The organism is Pseudomonas anguilliseptica (assembly GCF_021375795.1).
Taxonomy (GTDB): Bacteria; Pseudomonadota; Gammaproteobacteria; order Pseudomonadales; family Pseudomonadaceae; genus Aquipseudomonas; species Aquipseudomonas anguilliseptica_A.
The window spans coordinates 661,541-676,752 of the sequence record NZ_JAEIOI010000002.1; the positions used below are offsets into that span (position 1 = coordinate 661,541).

The 15,212-nt window shown below is 61.2% G+C and carries 14 protein-coding genes; 12 read left to right on the top strand and 2 right to left on the bottom strand.

The window, feature by feature from the left end; translation table 11 throughout:
• The 3 genes from IOD17_RS10865 to IOD17_RS10875 all read left to right on the top strand — a co-directional run bounded on the left by IOD17_RS10865 (position 1) and on the right by IOD17_RS10875 (position 2,612).
• Positions 1-579, top strand: coding sequence for an ANTAR domain-containing response regulator (locus IOD17_RS10865; RefSeq protein WP_233685106.1), 579 nt, complete (start codon positions 1-3; stop codon positions 577-579).
• Positions 580-716: 137 nt separating this feature from the next.
• Positions 717-1,943: an alanine transaminase gene (gene alaC / locus IOD17_RS10870; protein WP_233685107.1), complete on the top strand. Its 1,227-nt coding sequence runs from the start codon at positions 717-719 to the stop codon at positions 1,941-1,943.
• A 66-nt stretch (positions 1,944-2,009) separates the two neighbouring features.
• Positions 2,010-2,612 carry a DUF6630 family protein gene (locus IOD17_RS10875; RefSeq protein ID WP_233685108.1) on the top strand — a complete coding sequence of 201 codons (603 nt, stop codon included), beginning with the start codon at positions 2,010-2,012 and terminating at the stop codon, positions 2,610-2,612.
• Positions 2,613-2,749: 137 nt separating this feature from the next.
• On the opposite strand, the gene IOD17_RS10880 is transcribed toward IOD17_RS10875, so the two are convergent.
• Positions 2,750-3,145, bottom strand: coding sequence for a hypothetical protein (locus IOD17_RS10880; RefSeq protein WP_233685109.1), 396 nt, complete (start codon positions 3,143-3,145; stop codon positions 2,750-2,752).
• A gap of 199 nt (positions 3,146-3,344) precedes the next feature.
• Here IOD17_RS10880 and IOD17_RS10885 point away from each other — a divergent pair, with 199 nt between their 5' ends.
• The 4 genes from IOD17_RS10885 (at position 3,345) to IOD17_RS10900 (ending at position 7,061) form a co-directional block, all read left to right on the top strand.
• The gene (locus IOD17_RS10885; protein WP_233685110.1) at positions 3,345-3,662 is read left to right on the top strand and encodes a transcriptional regulator; all 318 of its coding nucleotides are present in this window, start codon (positions 3,345-3,347) and stop codon (positions 3,660-3,662) included.
• A 447-nt stretch (positions 3,663-4,109) separates the two neighbouring features.
• Complete coding sequence (locus tag IOD17_RS10890) at positions 4,110-5,393, top strand: CmpA/NrtA family ABC transporter substrate-binding protein (protein ID WP_233685111.1); 1,284 nt, start codon at positions 4,110-4,112, stop codon at positions 5,391-5,393.
• 14 nt (positions 5,394-5,407) lie between these two features.
• Positions 5,408-6,259: a nitrate ABC transporter permease gene (ntrB, locus tag IOD17_RS10895; protein WP_233685112.1), complete on the top strand. Its 852-nt coding sequence runs from the start codon at positions 5,408-5,410 to the stop codon at positions 6,257-6,259.
• Positions 6,260-6,269: 10 nt separating this feature from the next.
• On the top strand, positions 6,270-7,061 hold the full coding sequence (locus IOD17_RS10900) for an ABC transporter ATP-binding protein (protein WP_233685113.1): 792 nt from the start codon (positions 6,270-6,272) through the stop codon (positions 7,059-7,061).
• Here the strand turns inward: IOD17_RS10900 and IOD17_RS10905 are convergent.
• Complete coding sequence (locus IOD17_RS10905) at positions 7,058-7,951, bottom strand: alpha/beta hydrolase (protein ID WP_233685114.1); 894 nt, start codon at positions 7,949-7,951, stop codon at positions 7,058-7,060. The genes IOD17_RS10900 and IOD17_RS10905 overlap by 4 nt on opposite strands.
• A 135-nt stretch (positions 7,952-8,086) precedes the next feature.
• Here IOD17_RS10905 and IOD17_RS10910 point away from each other — a divergent pair, with 135 nt between their 5' ends.
• From IOD17_RS10910 to nirD, 5 genes are all read left to right on the top strand, one after another.
• Positions 8,087-8,536: a thioesterase family protein gene (locus tag IOD17_RS10910; protein ID WP_233685115.1), complete on the top strand. Its 450-nt coding sequence runs from the start codon at positions 8,087-8,089 to the stop codon at positions 8,534-8,536.
• 715 nt (positions 8,537-9,251) lie between these two features.
• Positions 9,252-10,463 (top strand): nitrate/nitrite transporter, encoded by a 1,212-nt coding sequence (locus tag IOD17_RS10915; protein WP_233685116.1) that lies wholly within the window; start codon positions 9,252-9,254, stop codon positions 10,461-10,463.
• Between the two features lie 5 nt (positions 10,464-10,468).
• On the top strand, positions 10,469-12,154 hold the full coding sequence (locus tag IOD17_RS10920) for a bifunctional protein-serine/threonine kinase/phosphatase (protein WP_233685117.1): 1,686 nt from the start codon (positions 10,469-10,471) through the stop codon (positions 12,152-12,154).
• A 275-nt stretch (positions 12,155-12,429) separates the two neighbouring features.
• The gene (nirB, locus tag IOD17_RS10925) at positions 12,430-14,886 is read left to right on the top strand and encodes a nitrite reductase large subunit NirB (protein ID WP_233685118.1); all 2,457 of its coding nucleotides are present in this window, start codon (positions 12,430-12,432) and stop codon (positions 14,884-14,886) included.
• Positions 14,883-15,212, top strand: coding sequence for a nitrite reductase small subunit NirD (gene nirD / locus IOD17_RS10930; protein ID WP_233685119.1), 330 nt, complete (start codon positions 14,883-14,885; stop codon positions 15,210-15,212). Before nirB ends, nirD begins: the two co-directional genes overlap by 4 nt.

The window sequence follows — 15,212 nt, forward strand, 5'->3', positions numbered from 1 at the left end:
ATGCTGCGCATTCTGCTGATCAACGACACGGCGAAGAAAGTCGGCCGTCTGAAAACGGCATTGACCGAAGCCGGCTTCGAGGTCATCGACGAATCCGGCCTCACCATCGACCTGCCTGAACGCGTCGAAGCGGTGCGCCCCGACGTGATTCTGATCGACACCGAATCGCCCAGCCGCGACGTGATGGAGCAAGTGGTGCTGGTCAGCCGCGACCAACCGCGGCCCATCGTCATGTTCACTGACGAGCATGACCCCAGCGTGATGCGCCAGGCGATTCAGAGCGGCGTCAGCGCCTATATTGTCGAAGGCATTCACGCCCAGCGCCTGCAACCGATTCTGGATGTGGCCATGGCCCGCTTCGAGAGCGACCAGGCCCTACGCGCACAATTGCAGGCCCGCGATGCACAACTGGCCGAGCGCAAGCGCATCGAACTGGCCAAGGGCTTGCTGATGAAGATGAAAAGCTGTGACGAGGAGCAGGCCTACACCCTGATGCGTCGCCAGGCCATGAGCCGTCAGCAGAAGCTGGCGCAAGTGGCCGAGCAGATCATCGCCATGCACGACATGCTCGGCAGCTGAATCCGGCCACTGTTATGCCGTGCTGAGGCCTGACTGTGCTGGACAGACAGGCAGCGCGGCGCTTATCTTCGCGCCTGGCCAGCGCACTGGCCAACGTCGCTCGGACGGTTCCGGGCGCTTACGTCTCCGAGGAAAGCATGGCTGACCAAGCTTCGCGCCGCTTTGCGCGCATTGATCGACTCCCCCCCTACGTTTTCAACATCACCGCTGAACTGAAGATGGCCGCGCGTCGCCGTGGCGAAGACATCATCGACTTCAGCATGGGCAATCCGGACGGTGCCACGCCGCCGCATATCGTCGAAAAACTGGTGCAGGTTGCCCAGCGTGAAGACACCCATGGCTACTCCACCTCACGCGGCATTCCACGCCTGCGCCGTGCCATCTCGCGCTGGTACAAGGACCGCTACGAAGTCGAGATCGACCCGGAAAGCGAAGCGATTGTCACCATCGGCTCCAAGGAAGGCCTGGCGCACCTGATGCTGGCCACCCTGGACCACGGTGACACCGTTCTGGTGCCCAACCCCAGCTACCCGATTCATATCTACGGTGCGGTGATCGCCGGCGCCCAGGTGCGCTCCGTGCCGCTGGTGCCTGGCGTGGACTTCTTCGCCGAGCTGGAGCGGGCGATTCGCGAATCGATCCCCAAGCCAAAGATGATGATTCTCGGCTTCCCTTCCAACCCCACCGCGCAGTGTGTGGAGCTGGACTTCTTCGAGCGCGTGGTGGCCCTGGCCAAGCAATATGACGTGCTGGTGATTCACGACCTGGCCTACGCCGATATCGTCTACGACGGCTGGAAAGCGCCGTCGATCATGCAGGTACCGGGCGCCAAGGACATTGCCGTGGAGTTCTTCACCTTATCGAAGAGCTACAACATGGCCGGCTGGCGCATCGGCTTTATGGTCGGCAACCCGGAGCTGGTCAGCGCTCTGGCGCGGATCAAGAGCTACCACGACTACGGCACCTTTACCCCGCTGCAAGTCGCTGCGATTGCTGCGCTGGAAGGTGATCAGCAATGCGTGCGCGATATCGCGGAGCAATACCGCCAACGCCGCAACGTTATCGTCAAAGGCCTGCATGAAATTGGCTGGATGGTGGAGAACCCCAAGGCCTCGATGTACATCTGGGCAAAGATCCCCGAGCCTTACGCCCACTTAGGCTCGCTGGAGTTTGCCAAGAAGCTGCTACTGGAGGCCAAGGTCTGCGTCTCCCCTGGTATCGGTTTTGGTGATTACGGCGATGACCATGTGCGCTTTGCTCTGATCGAAAATCAGGACCGCACCCGTCAGGCCATTCGCGGGATCAAGGCCATGTTCCGTGCCGATGGCCTGTTGTCTGGCAAAAAAACCAAGGCTGAAGAGTAGGAAACGGAGGGCATCCCAGGATGCCCTCTTTAAAAAGATCGTTGATTAACATGGACAGGTTTCAACATGAGCATCTGGAAACGTCTTTTTGGCCCGAAACAGCAAGAGACCGCAAAACAGAATATTGAACCAGACCCAACCCTCACCGATGCGCAAATTCTACGGGAGTACTTTTCTGTAAAACCCGAGATGAAGCGATCTTTGCGCAGCTTCTTGCACATAGCCTGCAAAAACGTCGGAGAAAAAGAATCTCGGCGCATTACCGCGTCAGTGATAAGAGAACTCACACCCGGTACGTCTGCAGCTGAGGCCCTGAACGTTAGCCTTTCCAGTGAAGATGGGCAGCGTAAAGGCAGCTGGGTTGCAATCTCGATTGACTGGAAAGCGGTCGAGGAAATTAACTGGCAAGCGAATGAGATTCTCCATTCACTCGACATATCGGAAGAGTGGACGCACCCCGAGCCTCGCGGTGCAGGTGCGGTGGAGAAATACCTATACGCCTTCGGTGTTTGGTTGGCTGATCGCGGGTATCAATTGCTACACATCGATCCGGAATGTGATGCCTATATCGCATTTGTAGTTCCCGAAAACCTACTTCAAGAAGCGCTGGAATTGGTATCCGCGGCAGGGGTAAAAGCCAAATCCAACCAATCATTTTCTTCAAGCTGACCCAGAATAGCTATGACCTCCATACCAATCATTCACGAGTCCAGCATCAAACATCGATGCTGGACTCGTGAATGACGAACCGAAGAAAACTCACGTACAAGCCAGCCTCTGTGGCGGTTGTTAAAGCCCTGGAAGCGTTAACCCGAGTAATCCAGCACCGTCCACACCCGGCTCAAGCCTGCAGCAATCACGCAGCCGCTTTGTCCCAACTGCTGATTGTTGCTGTGCAATGACATCAGCGTGGTCATGCCGTCGGCAGCATCCGAGCGTTCGCTCAACCACTGCACACGGCCACAGTTGGCCGTTTCAATCACGTAACTGGCAGCCACGGCTGAATCCTCGCTGGGCAGCTTGATCACATCCACCACCATACCCTGCTCTTCCACGCGCTTGCCGTCAGACACCAGCACGGCCCAGGCCTGACCGTTCTCGATCACCAGGTAAGTACCATTGGCCCTGGGTTGATCCAGCTGCGGTTGTGCGCAACCGGTTAAAAGACTCAACAGCACAATTGTCATCAGCATCTGTTGCATTGTCAGTGACTCCTCTGCAGTGCCTGTGGCCATTGGCTTTATGAGCAGATGGCGCGATTGATTGGTGAAGGCTTGGGGTTACTATTATCGAATACTGTTTATTTGTACAGTATTTTTCGATTACCCTTGGTCTTGCCATCCAGCCAACCGTTCAGCCCGGCTAACGTGCTCATAACAAGGCGTTAACAGGAGTATCCCGATGCTCGACGTAATGCAGTTGAAACACAGCGTAAACCGCATGCCCCTGGATAAAGTCCGGGCCACCGTCAATGAATTGCAGCTCGAAGGCATCGTTACCGAGGGCAAGACACCGTTTTCACGGGTGCACTTCAATACCTGCTTTGCCGAGATCGAAGCCCTGTTGCAGCGCGCCGGTTATCACCGCCAACTGGATGTGGTCGGCTATCAGGGCCTGGCCTACGCCATGTTCGACCCGTCGCGCTGGGAGGCGGTTGAAGTGCTGCGCTGGCTCAGGGAATTTGTCGAAGAAACCCAGGGCAAATCGCTGTCACGTTGAAGCGCTGAGCTGTTATCGCGCCTGGGTGCGTACAGCACCAAGTCGAAGCAAAAGCACCCGGCAGCCGCTCAGCCATGCACAGCATTGGCCCAACAAGCCTGGGCAACGCGTTACTCAGTCGCGGTACAAATCGCCGCCACGGCGACTATTTGTTGTTCTATCCCGCATTCAATTTCATGCATAAACCCATGATTTATAAACCTTAGGCCGCCCAAGCTGAGACTCATTCGAGCCTGTTCCAAAGCAGCCAGGCGCTTGCTCATCCGCGCCCTTCGGTAAATCTGGCAAGCCCCTTGCAAATATCCCCGCAAGATTCCTGCGCAGCCCACCAACGGCGGTGAGCCGCGGATCACGGACAACGGCGTCCGTCAGGTCACTTCAATCGAGGTGGCCTGGCGTACGCCGTTTTTTGTTTCAGCCGTTTTATCGGCCAGAAAGGACAGACCTATGACTGATCGTGATTCGAAGCACCCAAGCCTGCACAGCCGCCGCAATTTCCTGAAAACCTCAATTGCCGTCGCCGGCACCGTCGGTGGTGTTGCCGCTCTGGGCCTGAGCGCACCGGCAAGCCTGCGCAGCGCAGCCTGGGCTGCCGGTTCCGATGCACCGGAGAAAGCCGCGCTGAAAGTCGGTTTTATCCCACTCACCGATTGCGCATCGGTGGTGGTCGCCGCCACCCAGGGCTTTGGCGAGAAATATGGCCTGAGCATCATCCCAAGCAAGGAAGCTTCCTGGGCCGGGGTGCGCGACAAACTCAACACCGGCGAGCTGGATGCCGCCCACGTGCTGTACGGCATGATGTACGGCGCGCAGCTGGGCATCGCCGGGCCGCAGAAGGACATGGCGGTGCTGATGGGGCTGAACCACAACGGCCAGGCCATCACCCTCTCCAAGCAGCTCAAAGAGGCCGGCGTGACCAACGGTGCGCAACTGGCCGAGCATGTGAAAAAAGGCGGCAACCCGCTGACCTTCGCCCAGACCTTCCCCACCGGCACCCACGCCATGTGGCTGTATTACTGGCTGGCCAGCCTGGGCATCAACCCGATGAGCGACGTGAAAACCATCGTCGTGCCACCACCGCAGATGGTCGCCAATATGCGCGTCGGCAATATGGACGGATTCTGCGTCGGCGAGCCCTGGGGCGCACGGGCCATTGCTGACAAGATCGGTTTCACCGCCGTGACCACCCAGCAGATCTGGCCGGACCACCCGGAAAAGGTCCTCGGCACCAGCCGCGCCTTTGTCGAGCAATACCCCAATACGGCCCGCGCGCTGGTCATGGCGGTGCTGGATGCCAGCCGGTTTATCGAAGCCAGCGAAGAAAACCGCAAGAGCACCGCCAAGCTGATTGCCGGCAAGGCCTACGTCAACGCACCGGTCAAGGTGATCGAGCCACGCTTCCTCAGCCACTACGAGGACGGCCTGGGCAACAGCTGGAAGGACGACCATGCCATGGCTTTCCATAAGGACGGCGCAGTCAACTTCCCCTACCACTCCGACGGCATGTGGTTTATGACCCAGTTCAAGCGCTGGGGCCTGATCAAGCAAGACCCGAACTACGCCGCCGTCGCCGCCGGGGTCAATCAGGTGGCGCTGTACAAGGAAGCCGCCAGCGCGCTGAACATCCCCGTGCCGGCCAGTTCGCTGCGCAGCAGCACGCTGATTGATGGCAGCGTGTGGAATGGTGCGGACCCGGCGGCCTATGCCAATTCATTCGCGATCAAAGCCTGACAGGGAGCATCATGATGAATGCACCATTGAAAACCCCACTTCCCCAGGCGTTACCCAGCACAACAGCCACACGCCTGAGCCTACCCGGCACAGCGGCTCTGCAAAATGCGCTCAAAGCGCTTATTCCGCCAGTGCTAGGCATCATGCTGTTTATCGGCCTATGGGCATTGCTTGCAAGCAAGAGCGAGGGCCTGCCCGGCCCGCTGAGCACCTGGCTATCGGCCCTGGAGCTGTTCGCTGACCCGTTCTATGACAACGGCCCCAACGACATGGGCATCGGCTGGAACATCCTGCATTCGCTGGGCCGCGTCGGCATCGGCTTTGGCTTGGCGGCGCTGATCGGCATTCCACTGGGCTTTGCCATCGGCCGCTTTGTCTTTCTCGCCGGCATGCTCTCGCCGATCATCAGCCTGCTGCGCCCGGTGTCGCCGCTGGCCTGGCTGCCGATTGGTCTGCTGGTGTTCGAAGCCGCAGGCCCGGCGTCGATCTGGGTGATCTTTATCAGTTCAATCTGGCCAATCATCCTTAACACCGCAGCCGGGGTGGCCAGCGTGCCGCAGGACTATTTGAACGTGGCCCGCGTGCTCAAGCTGTCGGAGTTCAAGGTGCTCACGCGCATCCTGTTTCCCGCCGTATTGCCGCACCTGATGACCGGCATTCGTCTGGCCATTGGCGTGGCCTGGCTGGTGATTGTCGCCGCGGAAATGCTCACCGGCGGCACTGGCCTGGGCTTCTGGGTGTGGGATGAGTGGAACAACCTCAACGTCGAACACATCCTCATCGCCATCATCATCGTCGGCCTGGTCGGACTGGCTCTGGAGCAAGCCCTGCTCCTGCTGGCCAAGCGCTTTGACTACGCCAACTAAGGAGTTCGCCATGGACAAGTTCGTCGAGCTGACCAACGTCAGCAAACACTTCGACACCAAGAAAGGCCGCTTTCAGGCGCTCAGCGACGTCAACCTGAGCATTGCCAAGGGCGAATTCGTCACCCTGATCGGCCACTCCGGTTGCGGTAAATCCACGGTTCTCAACCTGATCGCCGGCCTGTTGGAGGCCAGTGAAGGCGGCCTGATCTGCAACGGCCGCGAGATCGACGGCCCGGGTCCTGAGCGCGGTGTGGTGTTTCAGAACCACAGCCTGCTGCCCTGGATGACCTGCTACGGCAATGTCTACCTGGCGGTGGAAAAGGTCTTCGCTGGCAAGGAAAGCAAGGCCCAGCTCAAGGAGCGCACCGAAGCGGCGCTGGCCATGGTTGGCCTGAGCCACGCCACCTACAAGCACCCCAATGAAATCTCCGGCGGCATGAAACAGCGTGTCGGTATCGCCCGCGCCCTGGCCATGCAGCCCAAAGTGCTGCTGATGGATGAACCCTTCGGCGCGCTGGATGCCCTGACCCGCGCGCACCTGCAGGACGAGTTGCTGCGCATTGTCGGCGAAACCCACAGCACGGTGGTGATGGTCACCCATGATGTTGACGAAGCCGTGCTGCTGTCGGATCGCATCGTGATGATGACCAACGGCCCGGCGGCGACCGTGGGCGATATCGTCAAGGTCGAGCTGGCGCGCCCGCGCGATCGCCTGGCCCTGGCCAACGACCCGCACTATCACGCCTACCGCACCGCCGTGCTGGAGTTTCTCTACCAGCGTCAGCAGCGCCCGGCAGCTTAAGGTTTTGCTGTGGCACCGATGCGGTTGAAGAAGGATTCAACCGCATCGGTATATGCACCAGGCTCGCCCAGTTGCCCATTGATCTCGCCATGCGAAAGCGCCAGCGGTAAAACCTCGACCTGCCTCCCCATCTTTTGACCGCGTTCGGCAAAGCCTTCAGCCTGACGGCATGCCTCCTCGCGCTTGCTTGAACACACCGCCAGCAGCGGCGCACCGACCGGCTGTAAACGCCAATACGGCGAAGCAATGCGCCAGTACTTGGGCTCCGCGCCAAACGCCTGGTCGTACAGGCGGTAATGTTTACCACGCATGATGCTGTCGACATCAAAGGCTGCGCTGTCCAGCGCCACCGTACCGAGCCAAGGCTGCGCGGCATACCGCTTGGCAATGGCATCATCGGCACTCAGCAAACTGACCAGATGCGCACCGGCCGAATGCCCCAGCAATACCACCCGCTGCGGGTCCCCTCCCCACTGCCGCGCGTGCTGCTGCACATAGCTCAGCGCCTGGGCTATGTCCTCGGCCTGCTGAATGGGCATCGCATCCGGCAGCAGGCGATAGTTCACCGAGACAAACAGATAGCCCTGAGGTAGCCAGCGCGCCAGCTTGTTCTCCACCACCCGACCCATGCGTTTGTCGCCCTTGCTCCAGGCACCGCCGTGCACCATCAGCAGAATCGGTGCTGAGTTGGCCTGCAGTGGACGGTAAACATCCAGGCGCTGACGCGCGTGCGTGACATACGGCAGATCAGCCAGCAGCTCGGCGCCGAGCTGCGCGGCGCTCCTGGCACTGCGCCGGTCACTCAGGGCATCGCGCAGCCCCTGCGCCTGCACATCCACTACCCACAAAAGCATCAGCAGCGCGCCGCTGCTCAATCGTCCGAGTCTCATACCTGACCTCTGCCCCATGCCATCTGGATGATTGGCAGATCATCGCCGGTTTGCCCGTGACCTGCATCAGCGTCTGCCCGGCAGATGCGAACAGGGTTAACATTCGCCACCTTTGACTGACGACCGGATGCTGGCATGGCCCGCCTGACCCTTGAATTCCCCGAAGACCAGTTCTGCTACAGCACCCACCTGACCGTGCGGGTGACCGACATCAATGCCGCCAATCACCTGGGCAATGACTCGATGATTTCGATGATCTCCGAAGCGCGGGCGCGCTTTCTGTTCGAGTTCGGCATCGTCGAAACCCAGGAAGATGGTACCGGGATCATCGTCACCGACCTGGCCACCACCTACCGCGCCGAAGCCCACGCCCGCGACCAGTTGCTATTCGAGGTCGGCGTGATGGATTTCAACAAGTACGGCGGTGATATCACCTTCCGCATCACCCGCCCGGCCGATGGCAGCCTGGTGGCCATGGCCAAGTCGGGCTTTGTCTTCTTCAACTACAAACTGGGCAAGGTGGTGCCGATGCCGGCGGCCTTCAGCGCCACCTTCAGCAAGGTCAACTGGCTGGATCAGCCGTAAGGCTGATCAACAATTAACCAGCCCTCAACGTGACAGCTGGCACATCCTCTGCTACGCCTTAGGCAGAACAACAAAAGCAGGGGAATCGCTATGCCAACCACGCGCAGCCATGTCCGCCACGCCGGGCTGTTGAGCAACCTACTCGCTCTGGCCCTTCTGACCCTTCCACTTCCCACACAAGCCTTGAGTGCTGCCGCACTGGATGCCACCTGCAAAGCTGTACGCAGTCACCACTGATACAGCGACGGCTGACCAAGGCCTCTTGGCCTGCCTCCTCGACACCTGGTGCCGCACCGGGCACAGGCTCTGCGCCCCATTCAGGAGCACCTCCATCACATTACGCCTCATTTTGCAGCGCACCCCACCCACAACAGCCAGGTAAACCGGCATCTGCAGCCTTGGCGCAGCTCTTGCTAAGACAACCCCACAAGTAGCCAATGGCGGCTGCTTAACAAACGACAAAGACGTCGCATCCACCACGCCCAAGGGCCTTCGGTGTATGCGGCGTTTTGCGTTTTACGCCCCAGCGTTTGGGGCTGGCACCTGCCCTGCGATCCAGGGTTGGCGCTGGTAACTCTCTCAACCCGACTGAGGCTTCGGCCCCAGGGTGGCGCACCACAAGTGCATCACCTCCCCGGCGGGTTGCAGCCGCCATGCCCACGATCATGGCGAACTGCACCCGGCCGGGACCCTTATCTGCTGAACGAGGTTTGCGATGAATACGAGTTTCTGGAAAGCCGGCCACACTCCAACGCTGTTTGCCGCCTTCCTCTATTTCGATCTGAGTTTTATGGTCTGGTACGTGCTCGGCCCGTTGGCTGTGCAGATTGCCACCGATCTCGACCTGACCGCCCAGCAACGCGGTTTGATGGTCGCCACTCCGATTCTCGCCGGTGCCGTGCTGCGTTTGCTGATGGGTTTCCTGGCTGATCGCCTATCGCCCAAGAGCGCGGGCCTGATTGGCCAGGTGATCGTCATCGTGGCGCTGTTCTGTGCCTGGCAGATCGGCATCAGCAGCTATGAACAGGCCCTGCTGCTCGGCCTGTTCCTTGGTTTTGCCGGCGCGGCCTTTGCCGTGGCCCTGCCCCTGGCTTCGCAGTGGTATCCGCCGCAGCATCAGGGCAAGGCCATGGGCATTGCCGGTGCCGGCAACTCCGGCACTGTGCTGGCCGCCTTGTTCGCCCCCGGGCTGGCCGCGCTGTTTGGCTGGCAGAACGTCTTCGGCTGGGCGCTGATCCCACTGCTGGCGACCCTGCTGATCTTTGCCCTGCTGGCCAAGAACGCCCCCGAGCAGCCCAAGCCCAAAGCCCTGGCCGACTACCTGAAAGCCCTGGGTGACCGCGACAGCTGGTGGTTTATGTTTTTCTACAGTGTGACCTTCGGCGGCTTTATCGGCCTGGCCAGCGCCCTGCCCGGTTACTTCAACGACCAGTACGGCCTGAACCCGGTGACTGCCGGCTACTACACCGCCGCCTGTGTCTGCGCCGGCAGCCTGATGCGCCCATTGGGCGGCGCACTGGCCGACCGTATCGGCGGCATTCGCTCGCTGCTGATGATGTACACCCTGGCCTCGCTGAGCATCGCCGCAGTGGGCTTCAACCTGGACAGCTCGGCCGCCGCGCTGACGCTGTTCGTCACCGCCATGCTTGGCCTTGGCGCCGGTAACGGCGCGGTGTTCCAACTGGTACCGCAGCGCTTTCGCAAGGAAATCGGCGTAATGACCGGGCTGATCGGCATGGCCGGCGGCATCGGCGGTTTTCTCCTGGCCGCCGGCCTGGGCACCATCAAGCAGCAGACCGGTGATTACCAGTTGGGCCTGTGGCTGTTCGCCAGTCTGGGTGTACTGGCCTGGTTCGGCCTGCTCAGCGTGAAAAGCCGCTGGCGCACTACCTGGGGCAGCGCGGCCGTCACGGCCGCACGGGTATAAAGCCGATGTCCGAGCCAACAGCGTCGGCCCTGCAGCTGAGCTTCGGCGAAGCCAGTGCCACCGGGCCACGCACTGAGAATCAGGATGCCTTGCGCATCGTGACGCCGGCCCCGGCGCTGGCGGCCAGCAAGGGCTACCTGTTCGCCCTGGCCGATGGTGTCAGCCAGTGCGCCGATGGTGGCCTGGCCGCCCGCGCCACCTTGCAGGCGCTGGCCCTGGACTATTACTCGACCCCGGAAACCTGGGCCGTTACCCAGTCGCTGGAACGCATCCTGGTAGCACATAACCGCTGGCTGCAAGCCAATGGCGGCGGCCAGCCGCTGCTCACTACCCTCAGCGCGCTGATACTGCGCGGCAGACGCTTTACCCTCGCGCATATTGGCGATTGCCGTGCCTACCGCTGGTTTGCCGGGCGTCTTGAACGGCTCAGTGAAGACCATGTGTGGGAACAGCCAGGCATGCAGCATGTGCTCAAACGCGCCATGGGCCTGGATCAGCACCTGGTGATGGATTACCTCGACGGCGAACTGCGCCAGGGCGAGTGCTTTGCCCTGGTCAGCGACGGGGTCTGGGCCAGCCTCGGTGATGCCGGCATTCAGGCGATTCTGCGTGACGAGCCGGACCTCCCGGCCGCCAGCCGCGCCCTGGTCCGCGCCGCGCACCTGGCCGGCAGCCAGGACAACGCCAGCGCCCTGCTGCTGCGGGTCGAGACACTGCCGCAGAGCGATCTGGCTGACACCCTGGCGCAACTGCAGCACTGGCCCCTGCCGCCCAGGCTGCGCGAAGGTCAGGCCTTTGAAGGCTGGCAGGTCGAGCGCCTGCTGAGTGAATCGCGTCAGTCCCTGCTCTACCGCGTGCGTGACACCCAGGGCCGGCGCTGGCTGCTGAAAACCCTGCCCAGTAGCCGAGCGGATGAAACCCAGGCTGGCCCCGCGCTCCTGCTAGAAGAATGGTTTCTGCGCCGCGTGGCCGGGCGCTGCTTCGCCGAGGTGCATGCCCTGCCGCAACGTCAGCACCTGTACTACGTGCAACGTGAATACCCCGGCCAGACACTCGCCGAACACCTGCGTCTGAACGGCCCGCTCGGTCTGGCGCAATGGCTGGATATCGCCCCACGTCTGCTCAAGGCGCTGGGCATGCTGCACCGGCGCAATATCCTGCACCGCGACATCAAACCGGAGAACCTGCTGTGGGGTGATGATGGCGAGTTGCGCATCGTGGATTTCGGCCTGGCCTACTGCCCCGGCCTGAGCCGTGATGAAGCCAACGAGCTGCCCGGCACACCCAGCTATATCGCCCCGGAAGCTTTTACCGGGGCCGTGCCAGGGCCGCAGCAAGACCTCTACAGCGCCGGCGTAACGCTGTACCAACTGCTCACCGGGCATTACCCCTATGGGGAGATCGAAGCCTTTCAGCACCCACGCTTCGGCCAGCCCACAGCAGCCAGTCGCTACCGACCGGACCTCCCCGGCTGGCTCGATGACAACCTGGCGCGAGCGCTGAATGCCGATCCGCAGCAACGCTATGAAACAGCCGAAGAGTGGCTGCACAACCTTGAACAGGGCGAACGCCAGGCCATCAGCAGCCGCCCTCGGCCATTGCTTGAGCGTGAGCCATTGCGCGTCTGGCGTGGCCTGGCGCTGTTTTCCCTGGTGCTGAATCTGGTGCTGCTGATCAGCCTGATGCACTGAGGTAAAGCACGCACCAATCCAGCGCAAGCCGCCTTGAAAGGGTGCGTAAATCGCTAAAACCCTCAGGCAAAACCACTGCAAGGCCCAGTAAATCCATGCCCAGGCATGTTGGCACAGGCCCTGCATTGGCACTGACACAATTTAATAAAGTGCGGCCTTCAACGAAGAAGGCCGCACTTCCCGAGAGAACGGGACTTGGACAAAGGCGTCCTCGCTAGGTGACTAGCGGGACGCCTTTTTTGTTTTTGCGCGTTTTTAATCAGGAGATGGCCGGCATGCAGAAGCTCAAGCTGGTGATGATCGGTAACGGCATGGCGGGTGTGCGCACCCTTGAAGAGCTGCTCAAGCTTGCCCCCGACCTCTACGACATTACGGTGTTCGGCGCCGAGCCACACCCGAACTACAACCGCATCCTGCTCTCGCCGGTGCTGGCCGGCGAGCAGACCTTCGAGGAAATCATCCTCAACGACCTCAACTGGTACGCCGACAACAACATCCAGCTGATGCTCAATCGCAAGGTGGTCAGCATCGACCGCAAGAAGCGCGTGGTGACTGCCGATGACGGCAGCAGCGCCGAATACGATCGCCTGCTCATCGCCACCGGTTCCAACCCGTTCGTGTTGCCGATTCCAGGCAACAAGCTGACCGGGGTGATCGGCTACCGCGACGTGGCCGACACCCAGACCATGATCGACACTGCCAAAACACATAGCCACGCCGTGGTCATCGGCGGCGGCCTGCTCGGCCTGGAGGCGGCCAACGGCCTGAAGATGCGCGGCATGGACGTGACCGTGGTGCATTTGTCTGACTGGCTGCTGGAGCGTCAGCTGGACAAAACCGCCGGCAAGCTGCTGCAAACCGCGCTGGAAGCCCGCGGCATCCACTTCCGCCTGAATGAGCAGACCGAAGAGCTGATGGACAACGGCGACGGCCGCGTCTGCGCCGTGCAGTTCAAGAGTGGCGACGTGATTCCCGCCGACCTGGTGGTAATGGCCGCCGGCATCCGCCCCAACACCGAACTGGCCGAGAAGGCCGGCATTCCGTGCAACCGCGGTATTCTGGTCAACGACACCATGCAGACCTTTGATCCGCGTATTTACTCGATCGGCGAATGCGCCAACCACCGTGGCATTGCCTACGGCCTAGTCGCACCGCTGTTCGAGCAGGCCAAGGTCTGCGCCAACCACCTGGCCCAGCTCGGCTTCGCCCGTTATCAGGGCTCGGTCACCTCGACCAAACTGAAGGTCACCGGCATCGACCTGTTCTCCGCCGGCGATTTCATGGGCAGCGAAGGTACCGAGACCATCACCCTGTCCGACCCGATTGGTGGCGTGTACAAGAAGCTGGTGGTGAAGAACGACATCCTCGTCGGTGCCTGCCTGTATGGCGACACCGCCGACGGCGGCTGGTACTTCCGCCAGGTCAAGGAGCAGGCCAACATCAGCGAGATCCGCGATCACCTGATGTTCGGCGAAAACGCCCTGGGCGACGTCGGCCACCAGGGCCAGAGCAGCACCGCGAACATGCCCGACAGCATGGAAGTGTGCGGCTGTAACGGCGTGTGCAAAGGCACCATCGTCAAGGCGATCCAGGAGAATGGCCTGTTCTCGGTGGATGAGGTGAAGAAGCACACCAAGGCCGCCAGCTCATGCGGTTCGTGCGCCGGCCTGGTCGAGCAGATCCTGATCAGCACCGTCGGCGGTGCCGCCGATGTGAAGCCGAAAAGCGAGAAAGCCATCTGCGGCTGTAGCGAGCTGAACCACGGGCAGATCCGCCAGGCGATTCGCGAACAACACCTGACCAGCATGGCCGACACCATGGCGGCGCTGCATTGGAGCACGCCAAACGGCTGCGCCACCTGCCGCCCGGCGCTGAACTACTACCTGATCTCCACCTGGCCGGGCGAGGCCAAGGACGACCCGCAGTCGCGCCTGATCAACGAACGCGCCCACGCCAACATCCAGAAAGACGGCACCTACTCGGTGGTGCCGCGCATGTGGGGCGGCGTGACCAACCCGTCTGAGCTACGCCGCATCGCCGATGTCGCCGACAAGTACAAGGTGCCGATGGTCAAGGTCACCGGCGGTCAGCGGATCGACCTGCTGGGCATCAAGAAGGAAGACCTGCCGGCCGTATGGAAGGAGCTGGACATGGCCTCGGGCCACGCCTACGGCAAGTCCATCCGCACCGTGAAAACCTGCGTCGGCAGTGAGTTCTGCCGCTTTGGCACACAGAACTCGACCCAGCTGGGCATCGATCTGGAACACGACCTGTTCAATATGTGGTCGCCGCACAAGGTCAAGCTGGCCGTCTCTGGCTGCCCGCGCAACTGCGCCGAGGCCGGCATCAAGGACGTCGGCATCATCGGCGTGGACTCCGGCTTCGAGATGTACATCGGTGGCAACGGCGGGATCAAAACCGAGGTCGCCGAGTTCTTCGTCAAGCTGAAAACCGCCGAAGAAGTGCGCGAATACAACGGCGCCTTCCTCCAACTTTACCGCGAGGAAGCCTTCTACCTGGAGCGCACCGTGCACTACATGCAGCGCGTCGGCATGGAGCACATCAAGAAGGCCGTGCTGGAAGACGAGGACAACCGCAAGGCGTTGAATGCGCGCCTGCAGTTCGCCCTGTCGTTCGAGCAGGACCCGTGGAAAGAACGCATCGAAACCCCGCAACTGAAAAAAGAGTTCGACCGCATCAGCGTCGTGCAAGTCGAGGAGGCCACCGTATGAACTGGCTGGATATCTGCGCCCTGGAAGAAATCAACGTGCTCGGCTCACGCATCATCAGCGGCCCGCGAGGCGATATCGCGATCTTTCGCACTTCCGATGACGAAGTATTTGCCCTTGACGACCGCTGCCCGCACAAGGGCGGGCCATTGTCCCAGGGGCTGATCTACGGCAAGCGCGTGGCCTGCCCGCTGCACAACTGGCAGATCGAGCTGGAAAGCGGTGTGGCGGTAGCACCCGATGTCGGCTGCGCGCACAAGCATGAGGCCAAGGTGGAAAACGGTCGCGTGCTGCTGGCCCTGAAAGTCGCCACCGCCGAGTGTGCATAA

Excerpts from the sequence above, each read along its gene's own strand:
- IOD17_RS10910 (WP_233685115.1), top strand. The coding sequence starts at position 8,087 with ATGGCCCGCCTGACCCTTGAATTCCCCGAAGACCAGTTCTGCTACAGC.
- alaC (WP_233685107.1), top strand. The coding sequence starts at position 717 with ATGGCTGACCAAGCTTCGCGCCGCTTTGCGCGCATTGATCGACTCCCC.
- IOD17_RS10865 (WP_233685106.1), top strand. The coding sequence starts at position 1 with ATGCTGCGCATTCTGCTGATCAACGACACGGCGAAGAAAGTCGGCCGT.
- IOD17_RS10880 (WP_233685109.1), bottom strand. The coding sequence starts at position 3,145 with ATGCAACAGATGCTGATGACAATTGTGCTGTTGAGTCTTTTAACCGGT.
- IOD17_RS10890 (WP_233685111.1), top strand. The coding sequence starts at position 4,110 with ATGACTGATCGTGATTCGAAGCACCCAAGCCTGCACAGCCGCCGCAAT.
- nirB (WP_233685118.1), top strand. The coding sequence starts at position 12,430 with ATGCAGAAGCTCAAGCTGGTGATGATCGGTAACGGCATGGCGGGTGTG.
- IOD17_RS10920 (WP_233685117.1), top strand. The coding sequence starts at position 10,469 with ATGTCCGAGCCAACAGCGTCGGCCCTGCAGCTGAGCTTCGGCGAAGCC.
- nirD (WP_233685119.1), top strand. The coding sequence starts at position 14,883 with ATGAACTGGCTGGATATCTGCGCCCTGGAAGAAATCAACGTGCTCGGC.
- ntrB (WP_233685112.1), top strand. The coding sequence starts at position 5,408 with ATGAATGCACCATTGAAAACCCCACTTCCCCAGGCGTTACCCAGCACA.
- IOD17_RS10900 (WP_233685113.1), top strand. The coding sequence starts at position 6,270 with ATGGACAAGTTCGTCGAGCTGACCAACGTCAGCAAACACTTCGACACC.
- IOD17_RS10885 (WP_233685110.1), top strand. The coding sequence starts at position 3,345 with ATGCTCGACGTAATGCAGTTGAAACACAGCGTAAACCGCATGCCCCTG.
- IOD17_RS10915 (WP_233685116.1), top strand. The coding sequence starts at position 9,252 with ATGAATACGAGTTTCTGGAAAGCCGGCCACACTCCAACGCTGTTTGCC.
- IOD17_RS10905 (WP_233685114.1), bottom strand. The coding sequence starts at position 7,951 with ATGAGACTCGGACGATTGAGCAGCGGCGCGCTGCTGATGCTTTTGTGG.
- IOD17_RS10875 (WP_233685108.1), top strand. The coding sequence starts at position 2,010 with ATGAGCATCTGGAAACGTCTTTTTGGCCCGAAACAGCAAGAGACCGCA.